This is a genomic window from Moorena sp. SIO3I8 (assembly GCF_010692325.1).
GTDB lineage: Bacteria > Cyanobacteriota > Cyanobacteriia > Cyanobacteriales > Coleofasciculaceae > Moorena.
Map to the genome: position 1 here is coordinate 56,356 of NZ_JAAHHW010000013.1, position 15,814 is coordinate 72,169.

12 protein-coding genes and 1 pseudogene are annotated in these 15,814 nt (G+C 43.8%); 10 read left to right on the forward strand and 3 right to left on the reverse strand.

Features of this window, described 5'->3' with window-relative positions; translation table 11 throughout:
• The first annotated feature begins 346 nt into the window (after positions 1-346).
• Positions 347-583 carry a hypothetical protein gene (locus F6K51_RS07480; RefSeq protein ID WP_293019275.1) on the forward strand — a complete coding sequence of 79 codons (237 nt, stop codon included), beginning with the start codon at positions 347-349 and terminating at the stop codon, positions 581-583.
• 98 nt (positions 584-681) lie between these two features.
• On the opposite strand, the gene F6K51_RS07485 is transcribed toward F6K51_RS07480, so the two are convergent.
• Positions 682-2,787: a TIGR00300 family protein gene (locus tag F6K51_RS07485; protein ID WP_293019306.1), complete on the reverse strand. Its 2,106-nt coding sequence runs from the start codon at positions 2,785-2,787 to the stop codon at positions 682-684.
• A gap of 146 nt (positions 2,788-2,933) precedes the next feature.
• Here F6K51_RS07485 and F6K51_RS07490 point away from each other — a divergent pair, with 146 nt between their 5' ends.
• From F6K51_RS07490 to F6K51_RS07515, 6 genes are all read left to right on the forward strand, one after another.
• The gene (locus F6K51_RS07490; protein WP_293019276.1) at positions 2,934-3,854 is read left to right on the forward strand and encodes a phosphodiester glycosidase family protein; all 921 of its coding nucleotides are present in this window, start codon (positions 2,934-2,936) and stop codon (positions 3,852-3,854) included.
• 264 nt (positions 3,855-4,118) lie between these two features.
• A complete protein-coding gene (locus F6K51_RS07495) occupies positions 4,119-5,075 on the forward strand; it encodes a phosphodiester glycosidase family protein (RefSeq protein WP_293019277.1) in 957 nt (318 codons plus the stop codon).
• Positions 5,076-5,260: 185 nt separating this feature from the next.
• Complete coding sequence (locus F6K51_RS07500; RefSeq protein ID WP_293019278.1) at positions 5,261-5,944, forward strand: DUF3865 domain-containing protein; 684 nt, start codon at positions 5,261-5,263, stop codon at positions 5,942-5,944.
• A 446-nt stretch (positions 5,945-6,390) separates the two neighbouring features.
• Entirely contained in the window at positions 6,391-7,347 is a 957-nt protein-coding gene (locus F6K51_RS07505) for a DMT family transporter (RefSeq protein ID WP_293019279.1), read from the forward strand.
• 138 nt (positions 7,348-7,485) lie between these two features.
• Entirely contained in the window at positions 7,486-7,803 is a 318-nt protein-coding gene (locus F6K51_RS07510; RefSeq protein WP_293019280.1) for a hypothetical protein, read from the forward strand.
• A gap of 104 nt (positions 7,804-7,907) precedes the next feature.
• A complete protein-coding gene (locus F6K51_RS07515) occupies positions 7,908-8,048 on the forward strand; it encodes a hypothetical protein (protein WP_293019281.1) in 141 nt (46 codons plus the stop codon).
• On the opposite strand, the gene F6K51_RS07520 is transcribed toward F6K51_RS07515, so the two are convergent.
• Complete coding sequence (locus tag F6K51_RS07520; protein WP_293019283.1) at positions 8,041-8,892, reverse strand: MBL fold metallo-hydrolase; 852 nt, start codon at positions 8,890-8,892, stop codon at positions 8,041-8,043. The genes F6K51_RS07515 and F6K51_RS07520 overlap by 8 nt on opposite strands.
• 7 nt (positions 8,893-8,899) lie before the next feature.
• Positions 8,900-9,994: a chorismate synthase gene (aroC, locus tag F6K51_RS07525; RefSeq protein WP_293019285.1), complete on the reverse strand. Its 1,095-nt coding sequence runs from the start codon at positions 9,992-9,994 to the stop codon at positions 8,900-8,902.
• Between the two features lie 569 nt (positions 9,995-10,563).
• On the opposite strand from aroC, the gene F6K51_RS07530 reads away from it, so the two are divergent.
• The 3 genes and pseudogenes from F6K51_RS07530 (at position 10,564) to F6K51_RS07540 (ending at position 15,793) form a co-directional block, all read left to right on the forward strand.
• Positions 10,564-12,525, forward strand: a complete 1,962-nt coding sequence (locus F6K51_RS07530) for a filamentous hemagglutinin N-terminal domain-containing protein (protein WP_293019287.1) — start codon at positions 10,564-10,566, stop codon at positions 12,523-12,525.
• Positions 12,526-12,565: 40 nt separating this feature from the next.
• Positions 12,566-13,627: pseudogene (locus F6K51_RS07535) on the forward strand (ISKra4 family transposase).
• A gap of 87 nt (positions 13,628-13,714) precedes the next feature.
• Positions 13,715-15,793 carry an S-layer family protein gene (locus F6K51_RS07540; protein ID WP_293019289.1) on the forward strand — a complete coding sequence of 693 codons (2,079 nt, stop codon included), beginning with the start codon at positions 13,715-13,717 and terminating at the stop codon, positions 15,791-15,793.
• Positions 15,794-15,814 lie beyond the last annotated feature (21 nt).

The following is a 15,814-nucleotide window of genomic DNA, read 5'->3' on the forward strand; positions in this document are numbered from 1 at the left end:
CCGCTGACCGCTGACCGCTGACCGCTGACCGCTAAATGCTTACTTTTGCCTCATACGGTAAATTTGCCAATTAAATTCTGATTAGCTTAACCCAATTATCCGGAATCCACAGCTAAATTACTGAAGAAACAATAAACACAGCAGTTAGAGTCAAGGCGACTGAGACATAATAACATTATTAAGTGCATCAAGTAGGTAGCTAGAGATACATTTAACATGACTGAATTGCTAAATTATCTATGAATTCAGTAAATCAGCAATTCAGGGTTATTTCTCACCTACTTACTGTTCAAATGGTCAGTTAACCAAGGCTCTCTAGCTTTAATTCACAATCAAGGAGTATCCCATGGTAAAACAAATGTGCTGGTTATCGAGCTTTGGTAGCAATGAACCAAAAATGTTGCACTTGCGGACTTCCCCTTATGAGGCTTGGCGTCCGTACACAGCTTTTCCCCAATATGCTGTCCCAGATTATCCAGTACCTGGCGGTTCTAAAGGCTGGGCAACCTATCAGAAACTAAGACTCTCAGACTGGGTTTTGGTTCCTAGTGACAATGAAAATATGGATTATAAAGCAAGTTAATAATTTAGTAATAAATGAAGAATTAAGAATGTAGAATGTAGAATGTAGAATTCTTAATTCTTAATTCTTAATTCTTAATTCTTCAACAGTTAAACTAATTACTTGACTAGATAAGGACTGGTTAACTTATCTAACTGTTGCACTAACAAGCTAAGGAATAAACCGACATCAGTAACAACACCAACCGATTCTACTGAACCGCGATCGCTTAATTTTGTCACTACGGCGGGGTTAATATCCACACAGACCATCTTCACTCCGGCTGGAGTCATATTGCCGACGCCAATAGAATGGAGCATAGTAGACAGCATCAAGATCATATCTGTCCCTTCCAATAACTTGGCATAGTCTTGCTGTGCTTTAATCAAATCCATCTGGGTATCTGGCAGAGGACCATCATCTCGGATGGAACCAGCTAGGACAAATGGTACGTTATTGCGGACGCATTCATACATCACCCCTTTAGTTAATACACCCTGTTCTACAGCTTGGGCAATACTACCGCAGCGACGGATAGTATTGATTACCTTGAGATGGTGTCGGTGTCCACCATGGACAACTACTCCTCGTTTCATATCCACACCCAAAGAGGTTCCCATCAGGGATTGCTCGATGTCATGAACTGCGATCGCATTTCCCCCTAACAGCGCCTGAACATACCCAAGTCGAATCAAACTGGATAAATGTTCACTACCGCCAGTGTGAATTACCACAGGTCCTGCTGTCACTACAACTCTGCCCCCTTGGTCCCGAATTTGGCGCAGCTCCCAAGCAATTTGTTCGACTACTAATTCTACCCGGCGCTCACTAGAGACCCCAGATGCCATAAAACTAAATTCTTGCTGATTGCGTTGTTCACGGGATTGAGTTTTGCGCACCGTGCGGATTCCTTCTACTCCCACGATCACCTGCTCTCCAACTTCCAAATCCCGCAGCACTTTACAACGAGCGATTACACCGTCTGGGGTTTCAGTTATTGCGATCGCACCATCCATGCGTTGATGTTGTACCTTCACCCACTCACAATTTACCCGTACTTCCGTCGGATAAATGGTAGTAACATAAAAGTCATCAGGAGCAACCCCTGCTTGAGTAACAGGTTCCAAGTTAGCATCACACACCTCTTGGGCAGGAGTGACAGCTCCTAGATCAATCAGCTTAGTCATAATCTCTGCCATCACCTCATGATCTGGTGCAGAGACTTTCAGTTCAGCATTAGAGGTGCTTTGCCGCTGTGTTCCTAGGTCGAAGTTAAGTACCTGGAAGCTACCCCCACCTCCTACAATTAAATCCAAGGCACGGCTGATGATACCAGAATCAAGCAAATGACCTTCCAAACGAATAATGCGACTTTCAACCGGTTGATTGCCATGGATTTCACTGCGGACTGGTTCAGTTACCCGTAAGGTTAGGCATTTAGCAGCACCACCAGCTTTGAGAAATTCCGTCAAGGGGGTTTCAATCACCTCAAACCCAGCTTGACCGAGCCGATCTTTCAAGCGATCGCTAACTTTGTTCATCACTACAAGTTGATCAATATTGACCGCATTGCAAGCAAAGTTCACTGCATCAGCTTCCTCTATGGCGATTCGTTTTTCCGGTGCTACCCGCATTTCGATTAAGCGGTTGGAATAGGCATCAAATGCTGGGGGATAGTAGAGTAAATAGCCACCACTCAGGGGACAGAAGCAAGTGTCCAAGTGATAGAAACGTTGATCCATTAGGCGCAGGGACACAACTTCAATATCTAGCCATTTAGCAAGGTATGGATGGGAATCAAGTTCTGAGCGGAAGCCATAGCCAGCCCACAGCCAACGCCCTTCCCGGTCTAGCAGAGCATCCCCAGCTCCTTCAAAGGGTAAGTCTTGAGGAAGTTCATAGACAGTGTAGCCATTGTCATTAAACCATTGCTTGAAATAAGGTTCTTCTCCCTGGCGCTCTTTGTGGAGGAAGCGGCTAAGCACTACATTCTTGCCCAAGACTAATCCGGCATTGGCTGCAAATACCATATCTGGCCAACCGGATTGAGGAGAAACTAAATCGACTAGGGCATGCTCTTTGATGACATAGTGCAGTTTTTGCCACTGTTCTACAGCGCGATCCCTCGATGACTTGTGAATATTTCCCTCCATCCAGGGATTAATCACATAATCCACATCGTAGTGGTCAGGGGGACACATGAGGAAGCGAATTGATTCTGTCATAGTCGATTTCTGATCTGGTAGATACCTACACGACCAAGGTAAGTCAGCAATCACACCAATGTCACGACAATTTGCCATTGACAGGGGGGTAAGTTAAGTTGGTGGATTAATCTTAAAGATTTTATCCATAAACTTATTATTATACCATGAAAAAAATATTTATAACTAGACTGAAGCGAATTCTGCTTACCACCAGCATCAGTATTGTGAGCGTGCCACTGTTGATCTATGGCGGATTGCTGGTCAAGCGTCCGCTTCCCACCGACAAGCAGCAACAACTGTTCCAAGGCATCGTATATCAAAGAGATGCTCGGAAATCCCCCCGTCCGCTGATGGTACATACTGTTACCATAGACCTAAGCGCACCAGGAATTAAACTGTTAGTAACACCAGGAAATAAAGTCGATAAAAACGAATTTGCTGCCCGGACTACCTCGGAATTTGTGCGGGAGTTTAAGTTACAATTAGCTATTAATGGTAGTTTCTTTTATCCTTTTCGGCAGTATCCACCGAATTCCTATCCTAACAGTGGTGATCCGGTCAAAGTACAAGGCCAAGTTATCTCTGATGGGAAATCCTATGCGCCTCCAAAATCTACTTCTTCAGTGCTTTGTATTTCAAAGTTTCTCCAAGCTGAAATTTATGCTCAAATTTATCAAAGCCGTTGTCCTCCAGGCACATCGGAGGGACTAGCCGGTAGAGAAATTTTACTAAAAGAAGGAAAGCCAGCAGTATTGGGAGGTCGTGGAGGTGAGAACCTATTCTCTCCCCGCACTGCTGTAGCTATTGATAAATCAGGCAAAACTTTGTGGTTAATTATTGTTGATGGTCGCCAGCAATTTTACAGCGAAGGAGTTAGTTTGGCTGAGTTGACTACTATTATTCAAGAATTAGGAGCCGATAGCGCCCTCAATTTGGATGGGGGTGGTTCCAGCACTCTCGTAATAGCAAATAAGACTAAGTTACGGGTATTAAATTCACCGATTCAGACTCGTATTCCTACGCGCCAACGTCCAGTTGCTAACCATCTGGGTATCTATGCTTTACCGGTAGAGAATAGGGAGTAGGGAATAGGGAATAGGGAGTAGGGAGTAGGGAGTAGGGAGTAGGGAGTAGGGAAAAAAATATCACCATTAATTGATGATTTTTATAGCTATTTTATACCAAAATATAGTAGTTAATAAACCCCATTAATATAATACAGTTTAAATGCACAATATACCAATCCTAAATGAATTGTGATAATTTTTGTTCCCTGTTCCCTGTTCCCTGTTCCCTTTGGTATAGCTTAGAGCATGAAAAAATTAAATATAACTAGACTTAAGCGAATTATGGTTATCACCAGCATCAGTATTGTGAGCGTGCCACTTTTGATCTATTGCGGATTGCTGCTCAAGCGTCCGCTTCCCACCGACAAGCAGCAACAACTTTTACCAGGCATTTTTTATCAAAGAGATGCTCGCAAATCACCCCGTCCGCTCATAGTACATACTGTTACCATAGACCTAACCGCACCAGGAATTAAACTATTAGTAACACCAGGAAATACCATCAATAAAAACGAATTTGCTGCCCGGACTACTTCGGAATTTGTGCGGGAGTTTAACTTACAATTAGCTATCAACGGTAGTTTCTTTTATCCTTTTCGGGAGTATCCACCTAACTCCTATCCTAAATCTGGTGATCCGGTCAAAGTAGAAGGGCAAGTTATCTCTGATGGAAAATCCTATGCTCCTCCAAAATCAAAAAATTATTCAGTGCTGTGTATTTCAAAGCTTCTCCAAGTTCAAATCTATCAAAACCGTTGCCCTCTAGGCACATCTGAGGGATTGGCGGGTAGAGAAATTTTACTAAAGGAAGGGAAGCCAGCAGTATTGGGAGATAGTACAGATGAAAAACTATTGTATCCCCGCACTGCTGTGGCTATTGATAAATCAGGCAAAACTTTGTGGTTAATTATTGTTGATGGTCGCCAGCGCTTTTACAGTGAAGGGGTTACTTTGGCTGAATTAACTAGTATTATTCAAGAATTAGGAGCCGATAGCGCCATCAATTTGGATGGGGGTGGTTCCACCACTCTGGTAGTAGCAAATAATACAAATAAGCTAAGAGTATTAAATTCACCGATTCAGACCCGTATTCCTACGCGCCAACGGGCAATTGCTAACCATTTGGGCATCTATGCTTTACCGATAGATGTGTTGAACAACCTCCCATTAATCCAGGACGAAAGTATCTCACCCAATTTACAACTACTATATCTTTTGTTAATGATAGTTGCTCTATAGCAGTGCTAAATGATTCGTGAAATGTAGTGGCCGAAGCGAACGTGATAGCCTCGGCTTAGCCGAATCCCCATAACCATTGCCCAGCAATGATTTTAATATTTACAGATTTTTTGAATAACTTAGAATTGGTATATAGTCAATTGCTTGTGGTATTCTAATCAAGGCAATCGGATTAAATTACAGTAATGCTTAATACAGATTTACTTGATCAAGAAGTTCAGTCACTTTTTCAAAGGATACGGACTAACTTAACTTTACCTGAGTGTCCTCCCGAAAGGTTAGAATACTATATCAAAGAGCATAGTGGATTTTCCCGGCACAATCCTATGCTCCTGTCTGTAGCTTCTGATAATTCTCAATCTGCTCCTGCCATATCTGTGGAATTACAGCGAAACTCTGATGAAGAAAGTGGAGCTTCTGGTGAAGAGTCCCATTTTGCTATCTATACCGATGGGCTTCGAGAGTCATTCCAATTTAAGGTGGATGAGTATGTGCTCTCAGTAGAAACTAAGGGTTTCCTGGAAACTATGCTTGACCTTTGTAAGTCAGGCTCTGCGAGTAAAATCTGTGGTGTTTTTTATGCAACTGAGGCAGGTGCTATTCCAGAGTTAGAGCTAGTTCGCAATCTAACCGATTTGTACTCAACGTCTCAGGAGAACTGTCAACCCTCAGAAAAATTGACATACTTCTTCGATCTTCATCTCAATGGAGTAGAACAGGAACATAAAGATGGTCTGGGTACCTTTATTAACCACTACGAACAACATAGTTTAAACTTAAGTGAAATCCATGAGGGTTTCTCTGATTCTATAGCAGCAATGGATACCTGGTGGAATAATCTAAAACAGGCAGTTATAGTTAACAATTAATTAATCAATTAATTCAAGAGGATCGACTGATTGTCCTATTTTAAAATAGGGAATTCCACTCGCAAGTCGTTTCCATCGTTATCAGGCAAAGCCTCCGATCAGACACTTCTAGGTAGAGCCTAAAAACGAGAGTTAAGTTATGGATAAAGCAGAGAATAGGTGATTATTCTCTGCTACATAAACTGTTATGGATTTAAACTATAGCTAATAAGGGATTTGGTGCAGGCGTTAATCATCGCAGATAAATAAATAACCCCAGAAAAAGAAGTTATCTCTTTTGATTATAATTTTTGCCTAATTTTAGGCATTGAGATGTACCCGGAAACAGTGGCGTTTCCTTACAGTAGTTAGCTTCCTTAGAAGCTATCACCCACTACCCACTACCCACTACCCACTAGCAAAGACACTATTAATTATGGGTAATTTAATGGACATAATATAACTACATGACAGATCAGTTCGAGTCAACAGAAGAGCAGTTTTCCCAAACCCTAATGATCATGGCGATCGCTGCTTTATTTTTCGCTTTAATATTTCTATCTTCAACACCAATCTTCATCCGATTCAGTGAGCGTGAAATCTCTGCGAGCGCTACAGCATTTAATCGCTTCTGGATTAGTACCACACTCTTGGGTCTGTGGAAAGGACTCCAAGGGTTACGCTGCCGAATTTCTCTTGATAAACCGATAACACAAGATTATTTGCCTGACTCAGGTTGGGTGTGGGGCGGATTGCTAGGAGTCGGGATTTTTTTCTCTGCTGACATCATCATCTGGGCTTGGTCATTAACTCAAACCAGCGTCGCCAACGCAACTCTACTGGCTAATCTCACGCCAGTGTTTACCATTTTAGGGGGATGGCTGGTATGGAAAAGAGGCTTTGAAAGCAAATTCCTGATGGGAATGAGCCTCGCCATGGCAGGAGCGATCGCAATTGGACTAGAAGACTGGCAAATCACCACTGGCAAAGTAGAGGGGGATATTGCTGCCATACTGGCTTCAATCACTTTTGCTGTCTATCTATTGATTCTCGAAAGACTCCAAACCAGGCTTAAAGCAACCACCATCTTGTTTTGGAGTTCTGCGATCGCTACCGTGTTTAGCCTACCTATCGCCCTACTGAGTGGAGATAACCTGTTTCCCTATTCCTGGCAGGGATGGAGTGCTATTCTTTGCTTTGCTTTAGTCTGTCAGATCTTGGGTCAATGGCTGCTGGTATATAGCCTCGATCACTTTTCCTCAGGATTTGTTGCTGTTTTTTTGTTATTAGAACCGGTCCTAGCAGCTATCGGTGCCTGGATACTCTTCTACGAACAATTGAGTCTTTTTAACTGGATTGCTTTTGGAGTTGTTTTGGGTGGCATCTATTTGGCACTATCTAGTGAATACAAATCACCTACTTAGTGAAGGTTCAACAGTGAAAATTGACAGAGAGTTAAGATAGCATAAATAAAACAAAAAAAATGTTTATTATGATCAACAACTTTCCACCAAATTACTATAATATTTTACTCGGAAAATAACTGTCACGAGTACTCAAGCATGGTAGACAAAAAAAAGCTCCTGGAAGACACCATGACTTTATTACTGTCAGTAACCCCAGATACATCTTTGGGTAAACTGTTAAACCTTTGTTTAGCAGCTAAGGCAGATCCGAGTATCAGCAAAAGTGCCCGTGAATTTGCTGTAGAACTTCTCGAAGATCCTAGCAACATTTACTCTTGGACCATGGATGTCATTGGGAGCGATGCCAACTATACCGATGCAGAGTGGGAAGCTTTGAACGATATGAAACTGGATGATACTGAAGCCTTTGTAGCAGACTTCCAGTCGGAGTTGGAAAGTCTGGACTTGGATTGAGATCACAGGGTATCGACGCAGGGTGAAGGGTTAAGAATTTAGGTGGGGAGAGGTCTAATCATCAATAATAATGTTGACTATAAACATATTATCAACACTCAACCTTGGCTTTTCGGCCACGCTACCGAAACAACCTACCCTTCACCGAAGGCCAAAGGCGAAAAACCTTCAACCTTCAACCTTCAACCTTCAACCTTCAACCTTCAACCTTCAACCTTCAACCTACACCCTTCACCATTATTTGACCGTAACAATCATCCTTTCTTTGACTATAAACGCGCCATCAAACACTTCTTTGACTTCCACTGCTAGGTTGTCGAGAAAATCATCACAGTGATTAGGTTCGTGGTGGAAGATAGCCAGTTTCTTAACACCAGTAGCTTTTGCCAGCTTCACCCCTTCCTGCCAGGTGGAATGGCCCCAACCGACTTTGGGAGATTTGGGGTTGTGGTATTCTTGATCGGTATACATAGCATCGTATATTAATAGATCAGCATCACGGGCTAGATACACCACATTTTGATCAAGGCGGTCGGAAAAATGTTCTGTATCGGTGCAGTAGCACACGGAATGCCCTTGCCAGGTTACGCGATAGCCAATAGCACCATTAGGATGATTCAAAGGAGCAGTTTCTATGGTAATATCGTCTATGGTGACAGTGTTGTGACCTAATTCTAAGTCATAGAACTTCAATTCTGCCTTGACTTTGTTAGTAGGAACTGGAGCATTCAAGTGTAAGACCCGCTCCTTGAAGTGTTTCTCCATGCACTCCCCTGGGGGAGCTGCGCCATAAATATGTAAAATGTTCCCTTCCACAAAGACTGGAATGAAAAATGGCACGCCTTGAATATGATCCCAGTGGTAGTGAGTAAAAAACCAATAAGCTTCAATGGGTAACTGCTGCTTAAGGCTTTTTCCCAGCAACCGCAAGCCAGTACCACCATCGAAAATCAGGCGTAACCCAGCCACTTGCATCTCTACACAAGACGTATTGCCGCCATATTGAATTGTGTCCTGTCCAGGGCTAGGTATACTGCCTCGGACTCCCCAAAATTTAACCGAAAACTCGGAGGAAGTGCTTGTCTTCATTGATAAGTTAATGCTTCAAAGTACCGCACTGACCCTGATGACGCAACAGGTGATCGCACAATACCAAAGCAACCATTGCTTCTACCATAGGTACGGCCCTGGGTAAAACACAAGGGTCGTGACGTCCTTTAGCAGCTAGAATGGTTTCTTCACCAGTAGTGGTGACAGTACGTTGTTCTTTGCGGATGGTAGCAGTGGGTTTAAACGCTACTCTAATAATAATAGTCTCGCCATTACTAATGCCACCTTGAATGCCACCGGAGCGATTTGTAACAGTGCGCACTGCACCGGTTTCGTCTGTGTAAAATTCATCATTATGCTCACTGCCGGTAAGTAGAGTGCCCCCAAAGCCAGAGCCAATCTCGAAACCTTTACTAGCTGGTAGGGACATCACCCCTTTGGCTAAATCCGCTTCTAGCTTATCAAAGACTGGCTCTCCCAAGCCTTTGGGTATATGGCGAGCCACACATTCTACTACACCCCCAACGGAATCACCGCTACGTCCAGTTTCTTCAATCAGTTCAATCATCCGTTCAGCACATTCTGAATCAGGGCAACGAACAATATTACTTTCTACCTGGTCTTGAGTAACGGTGTTGGAGTCTACGATACCTTCTAAGGTTTTGATACGCTTGACGTAGCCAATGATTTCTACACCAGCAGCTTGCTGGAGAATTTTTTTTGCGATCGCACCCGCTGCCACTCGCCCGATAGTTTCCCGGGCTGAAGAACGTCCTCCTCCCTGCCAGTTCCGAATGCCATACTTAGCATCATAGGTAGCATCAGCATGGGAAGGCCGATAGGTCTTTTGCATCTCGCTATAGTCTTGGGGCCTAGTGTCTTTATTGCGCACCATAATCATAATTGGTGTGCCCAGGGTTTTGCCCTCAAATAGTCCCGAAACAATTTCACAGGTATCAGTTTCTTTACGAGGAGTAGTAATCTTACTCTGACCTGGACGCCTGCGGTCTAGTTCTACCTGAATTTCTGCCGCAGAAATTTCCAATCGCGGTGGACAGCCATCAATGACTACCCCAACCCCACCCCCGTGGGATTCTCCAAATGTAGTGATTCGAAACAGATGTCCAAAGGTATTGCCCATAGTTAGTGCTCTATTAGTCCTCTAATGGTAGTACTTACTTAAGCTATCAGCTATCAGCTATCAGCTTATGCACAGGCTACTTGAGGTGCTTATGGCTTAGGTCCGATGCGTCGAAGACTGTGCCACCCTACTTTAGGTGTTTTTAAATAAACTCTAGCAAGTCTTATACCCATGAGGTACAAATATCTGGGTTTTAGGGACTTCGGAGCAGGGAGCAGGGAGCAGGGAGCAGGGAGCAGGGAGCAATTAATTTAGAAGTGGGAAGAGGTAAAAAATAATGTGTACCTCATAGCTATGATAAACGCTATCAGCTGACCACTGACCACTGACCACTGACGGCTGAATGCTTATACACTTAATTATCTTATTACTTCGTAAAACCGGTTGGCAGCTTAAGTCCTGTTGGATTCCAACCTAATAATTTCCCTAATGATTTTACTAATAATTTTTCTAATCATTTCCGTGATTTTTTACTAATTATTAAGATTATTTAAGTAAATATTTGTTTTGATTTTAATCAGGTAAAATCTGTTATAGACTTTCCCAATAACAGGATTTTATTGGTTAAAATGCTTAGGGCTGTTGGTGCATGTTTAGAATTAAGGATAATTTGCCTAACCGGATGTTTTGCTTGGGGTTTTTATGCTCCAGTTTTAGCTGACATTACTCCCGATGGCAGCTTGGGAAATGAAGCCTCAAGGGTAACTCCTAATGTACAGGTCAAGGGGGCGCTGGCAGATTTAATTGAAGGGGGAGCAACTCGTGGGGAGAATTTGTTCCATAGTTTTGCGGAATTTAATGTAGGAGAACTACAACGGGTTTATTTTGCTAATTCCTCGGGAATTCAGAGGATATTAACACGAGTAACCGGCAGTAATCTATCGAATATTCTAGGTACTTTGGGAGTAGATGGTGCAGCAAATCTGTTTTTGCTCAATCCCAATGGTATTGTGTTTGGACACAAGGCCAGATTAGATGTAGCTGGTTCCTTTGTAGCGTCTACTGCCAATAGTTTGGTATTTGGTGATGGGCAGGAGTTTAGTGCCACATCACCAGAAGCCCCGCCACTGTTAACGATTAATATCACCCCAGGATTGCAGTATGGCAAATATGACCCGAGGACCAGAATTACAAATGCTGGGAATTTAGCCGTAGGACAAGATTTAACCCTAGCCGCTGGCAACTTGGATTTACAGGGTCAACTGAATGCTGGTAGGAATTTGACTCTGTTTGGAGAAGATACAGTCACGATTAGGGATAGTGTAGCGCAACCCTTTAGAGCGTACTCTGGTGGCTTACTGCTAATTCAGGGGAATCAGTCAATTGATATTGCTGCCCATAACCATACCGATAGTGGTTTATTTGCTGGTAGTGATTTATGGTTGCGTTCGCGTAGCGTGGCCATTCGCGCAGCGTGGCCCAAAGGCCAAGGCCAATCGCATAATCCGGTAACCGGGGATGCTCACTATACCGCTGGCGGAAATATCAGCATCGAACAGTTGGATGGGTTACCGGGAAATTTAGTCAGTACCCATGATCCCATTATTCTGACTAATGGGGATGTCAGTTTAGGAAACTATACCGGAGCGTCACTACATATTTTGGCAGGAGGGAGTGTCAGGCTTGGTGATGTTGAGATTAACTCTACCGATACAGCGGATAATGCCATTAGTCCTAATAACTCCAATCCGTTCTTGGCTAGTCTGGCTAATGTGACCTTGTCGGATCAAGCTCGAAGGTCTGTAGTGATTGATGGCAGTAACAAACCTACCCTAGATATCCGTGCTGGTATAGATTGGACATTACTGGGGGGTTTTCCAGGAAATACCGATAGTAGTAACTTAGGATCTAACCTTGGGACGGCTGCGACTAGTGCGGATATCGAAATTGGCAAGATCTCGATTAATGCTCCCAATGGACGGGTATTGTTAACGAATCAGTATCAACCTAACCCATCCTTAGTGAGTGAAACCCTTAAAATTAGTTCACTTCTAACTGGTGATGGCACCATAGCCAACGATAACGGTAAGGTAGATAAGACTAACCAGAGGTTTTCAGGAAATGCTGGTGAGGTGATTATTGATTATCGAGGCAGGATTGAAATAAGCGATTCGGCTTCGCCGACGCTACGCGAACGCATTGATGCCTCTTCCGCTTCTGGTAAAGCAGGGGATATTACTGTGGTTACAAACGATGAACTATCCCTTGACGGAAGTTTTATTATTAGCAACACCTTTGGCAAAGAAAAAGGTGGGGATATCAAGATCGATACTGGCTCCCTCTTTGCCACTGACGGTGCTCAGATCGAAACCAGTACCTTTGGTGAAGCTGATGCCGGTAAAGTGACCATTGTTGCTGATGACACAGTCACCTTTGAAGGAAATTCGGAAAATGGTGAGGCTACTGGCATTTTCAACAACATAGAACAAAACGCTATCGGTGATAGTGGTGGTATTTCGATTACCACGAGTGCATCCCGATTTTGTATTAAGCATAAATACTTAAGTTCGGTTTTGACCAATCACAGGTAAGCTTTAATTGGTTGACCTATGATCACAAGAGTGCTGCGTGCTGGATGCTGACAAACATGCCCAAATCAAAGCTCACGCCCAAGCAATTGCTGCTTTACGTGTGCGTAGAAACCGACCCTGAGCAGCTTCAAACGTTGTCCGGGATAGAAGAGGCGGTTCGTGGTCATATTCTTGAGCATGTCAGTCCAGAGATAGGAAATTTTTTATCCAAACCAGCAGCGGCACCCGTGCCGGACGAAAACGTACCCTCAAAAGCATCCTTGGGGAATTGAGTTTAAGCGAGAAACAAGCTCATGTGCTAAAGGTCAAACCCTACACAAGGTGGAGTCCGTATTTGGAGAAGTGCTGTCTGTTGCTGAGTGCCAACGCCTCCTACAACAATAGCGCTGAAGATATCAAGGTGTTGACAGGAATGTCGGTTTCCCACAGCACTCAGCAACGCCTGGTACATCGCCAAGACTTTGAGTTGCCCGACCTCGACCAGACTGTTGAAGAAATGAGTGTAGATGGCGGCAAAGTTCGGTTACGCACTGCCAAAGGTGAGCCTTGCCAGTGGCGTGATTACAAAGCGGTGAATTTGCATGAGCACAGTCTAGGTGCATTCTTTTGCGAGAACGTAAGTTTGGTCAGTTGGGTCAACCAACAGCCCCTAGGCACGCCACTGATCTGCTTGGGTGATGGTCATGACGGCATCTGGAATATCTTTGCGGAGATTGGAACTACTTCACAGCGATGTGAGATTCTAGACTGGTATCACTTAATAGAGAATCTGGGCAAGGTAGGTGGGTCACAGCAGCGCCTAGATGCAGTGGAAGCTTGTTTGTGGTTTGGGGATGTCGATGGCGCGATTGAACAGTTCAAAGACTGGCAACATGAACGTGTCAAGAACTTTATTATCTACCTCAACAAGCATCGGCACCGTATTGTTAACTACGGCTATTACCAAGCCGAAGGCATTTCCATAGGGTCAGGATCGATCGAATCGACGGTAAAACAGGTTGGTCGGCGCATCAAAATCTCAGGGGCTCAGTGGGAGGAAAGCAACGTCCCTCAAGTACTCAAGCATCGGTGCGCTTACCTTAACGGACAATTCTCAACTTGAGTCTTACAAAACATCCCATGTACTCGGTGGGAAGTGTGGGAAGTGTGGGAATTTTCGCTCGAATTTTTACCTAATTGCAAAAGTGAGATGCACCCGATTACCACAGGCTCTTTGTTTATGAATGATGCTTTCTTGGAGTCGAGGATCACAGGACAGGGAAATAGTGGTGGTGTAACAATTATTGCTGAGGATCAAGTTATCGTTGATAAGAACAGAGATTCGATTGTGACCCAAGCTGATCCTGACGCAATCGGCAACGCAGGAGATATATTGATTGATGCTGAATCAGTGACTGTCAGCAATGGTGCTAGATTCGTAGCTGACACAAAGGGAAAAGGAAATGCCGGTAATATAACTATAACAGCTCGCGATACAGTTACGATTGACGGGATAGCAAGTAATGAGATAATAGCCAGCGGTCTGCGGTCTCGAGTCGGTCCGAATAGAAATTCTAGTAACAAACCACAAGCTGAAGGTAAAGGTGGCGACATTACCATAGAGGCCAAGTCAGTTTTTGTGACCAATGGCGGTCAAATAAGTGCTGAAATATATGACATAGGAAATGGTGGCAACATATCAATTATTGCTGAGAATGAAGTTATCATTGATGGCACTGCTAAGAATAAAGTAAATGGAGAAGAGAAGAAATTTTCAACTATTATATTCACTCGAGTTAGACCTCAAGCAGTGGGCGACGGTGGCAAGGTATTGATTAAAGCTAGGTCAGTTTCGTTTACTAACGGTGGTAAGATAGTTTCCGAAACCAGTGGCAAGGGAAACGGGGGTGATGTGGAAATCATAGCTCGCGATCGCGTTTTATTTGACGGAATCAAGGAGCTGAGTGAAGGAAATAGTGGCATAGTTAGTGATATTAAATCCCAGGGGGAAGGCAATGGTGGCGATATCAGGATCACAGTTACAGAAGGTTCATTGGCCATTACTGAAGGTGGCAGGTTAGCAGCTGGTCCTCAAGGCAAGGGTAATGGTGGGGATGTGATCATTACAGTTCGTGATCAGGTTTCAATAGACGGAGTGGGCATTAATGACAAACCTAGTCGGATCTTGACTGGTGTGGATCCTAAGTCAAAAGAGGGCAACGGTGGTGACATTATAATTAACGGTAACTCCATTTCAGTGACTGATGGTGCGACGCTAGGTGCTAGCACGAACGGCAATGGCAGAGGTGGAGATATTATATTAACTACCAATACACTAACTGTTGATAATGGAGTCATTGCCAGCGCTGGAGAAGAGAAAGCTACTAGTCAAGCCGGTACAATCACAATTGATACTGATTCCCTGAAAGTTGAAGATGGAGGGAAAATAACCGTAACCAGTGACAACGGGGTAGCAGGAAATCTGGACATTAAAGCTAATTCCCTGCTGCTCAACTACGGAAGACTAGAAGCTAAAACTGCCGAGGGGCAATCAGGAGCGAATATCACACTAGACGTATCAGAATCAATCGTGATGCTTAACGAAAGCCTAATCTCCGCAGAGGCTTTAGATGAAGCTACAGGTGGCAACATTGATATTGATACCAACCTCTTAATTGCCTTTCCCTCAAGTGGTAATGGTAGCGATATCATTGCCAAAGCTGACCAGGGTCAAGGCGGTGAGATCACCATTAATGCCGAAGATGTCCGTCTGATTGAGGAGCGTAAAGCAATGGAGGGAAATCGCACTAATGATATCGATGCCAGTTCTCAGTCTGGTACACAAGGAATAGTGACCATTAACAGGGGCAATCCTGAACCCCCTCGGGGATTAGATCAACTACCGATCAATTTAACTGACCCATCATCACTGATTGTTGCTAGCTGTCCGAGAAGTGGAAAAATCTCAGTCGATGAACTTGGTGAATTTATTGTTACTGGACGCGGTGGCATTCCGGCTAGTCCCTTCGACCCGATTATTGGTCAAACCATCATTGCTGATTGGGTGACTCTTGATGATCAAACCCTTAGTGAAATTGATCACAATCTTGATAACAATCAGACCTTAGCGCCATCGACCGAAAAGAATTCTAAGCCAAAACGAATTGTGGAAGCTCAAGGCTGGATGACAGGTCCCGATGGTACGATCATTCTGACCTCTTTCCCTACCGATACCACTAGCCCACCCAAGCCTTGGTATCACTATTTGTCTTGTCGGGATTTAAATTAAGCTGTTTTTAGGGTAAGGTGA

What these genes read in the sequence shown, in the direction of transcription:
- F6K51_RS07480 (WP_293019275.1), top strand. Translation starts at nt 347, where the DNA reads ATGGTAAAACAAATGTGCTGGTTATCGAGCTTTGGTAGCAATGAACCA.
- F6K51_RS07485 (WP_293019306.1), bottom strand. Translation starts at nt 2,787, where the DNA reads ATGACAGAATCAATTCGCTTCCTCATGTGTCCCCCTGACCACTACGAT.
- F6K51_RS07490 (WP_293019276.1), top strand. Translation starts at nt 2,934, where the DNA reads ATGAAAAAAATATTTATAACTAGACTGAAGCGAATTCTGCTTACCACC.
- F6K51_RS07495 (WP_293019277.1), top strand. Translation starts at nt 4,119, where the DNA reads ATGGTTATCACCAGCATCAGTATTGTGAGCGTGCCACTTTTGATCTAT.
- F6K51_RS07500 (WP_293019278.1), top strand. Translation starts at nt 5,261, where the DNA reads ATGCTTAATACAGATTTACTTGATCAAGAAGTTCAGTCACTTTTTCAA.
- F6K51_RS07505 (WP_293019279.1), top strand. Translation starts at nt 6,391, where the DNA reads ATGACAGATCAGTTCGAGTCAACAGAAGAGCAGTTTTCCCAAACCCTA.
- F6K51_RS07510 (WP_293019280.1), top strand. Translation starts at nt 7,486, where the DNA reads ATGGTAGACAAAAAAAAGCTCCTGGAAGACACCATGACTTTATTACTG.
- F6K51_RS07520 (WP_293019283.1), bottom strand. Translation starts at nt 8,892, where the DNA reads ATGAAGACAAGCACTTCCTCCGAGTTTTCGGTTAAATTTTGGGGAGTC.
- aroC (WP_293019285.1), bottom strand. Translation starts at nt 9,994, where the DNA reads ATGGGCAATACCTTTGGACATCTGTTTCGAATCACTACATTTGGAGAA.
- F6K51_RS07530 (WP_293019287.1), top strand. Translation starts at nt 10,564, where the DNA reads ATGCTTAGGGCTGTTGGTGCATGTTTAGAATTAAGGATAATTTGCCTA.
- F6K51_RS07540 (WP_293019289.1), top strand. Translation starts at nt 13,715, where the DNA reads ATGCACCCGATTACCACAGGCTCTTTGTTTATGAATGATGCTTTCTTG.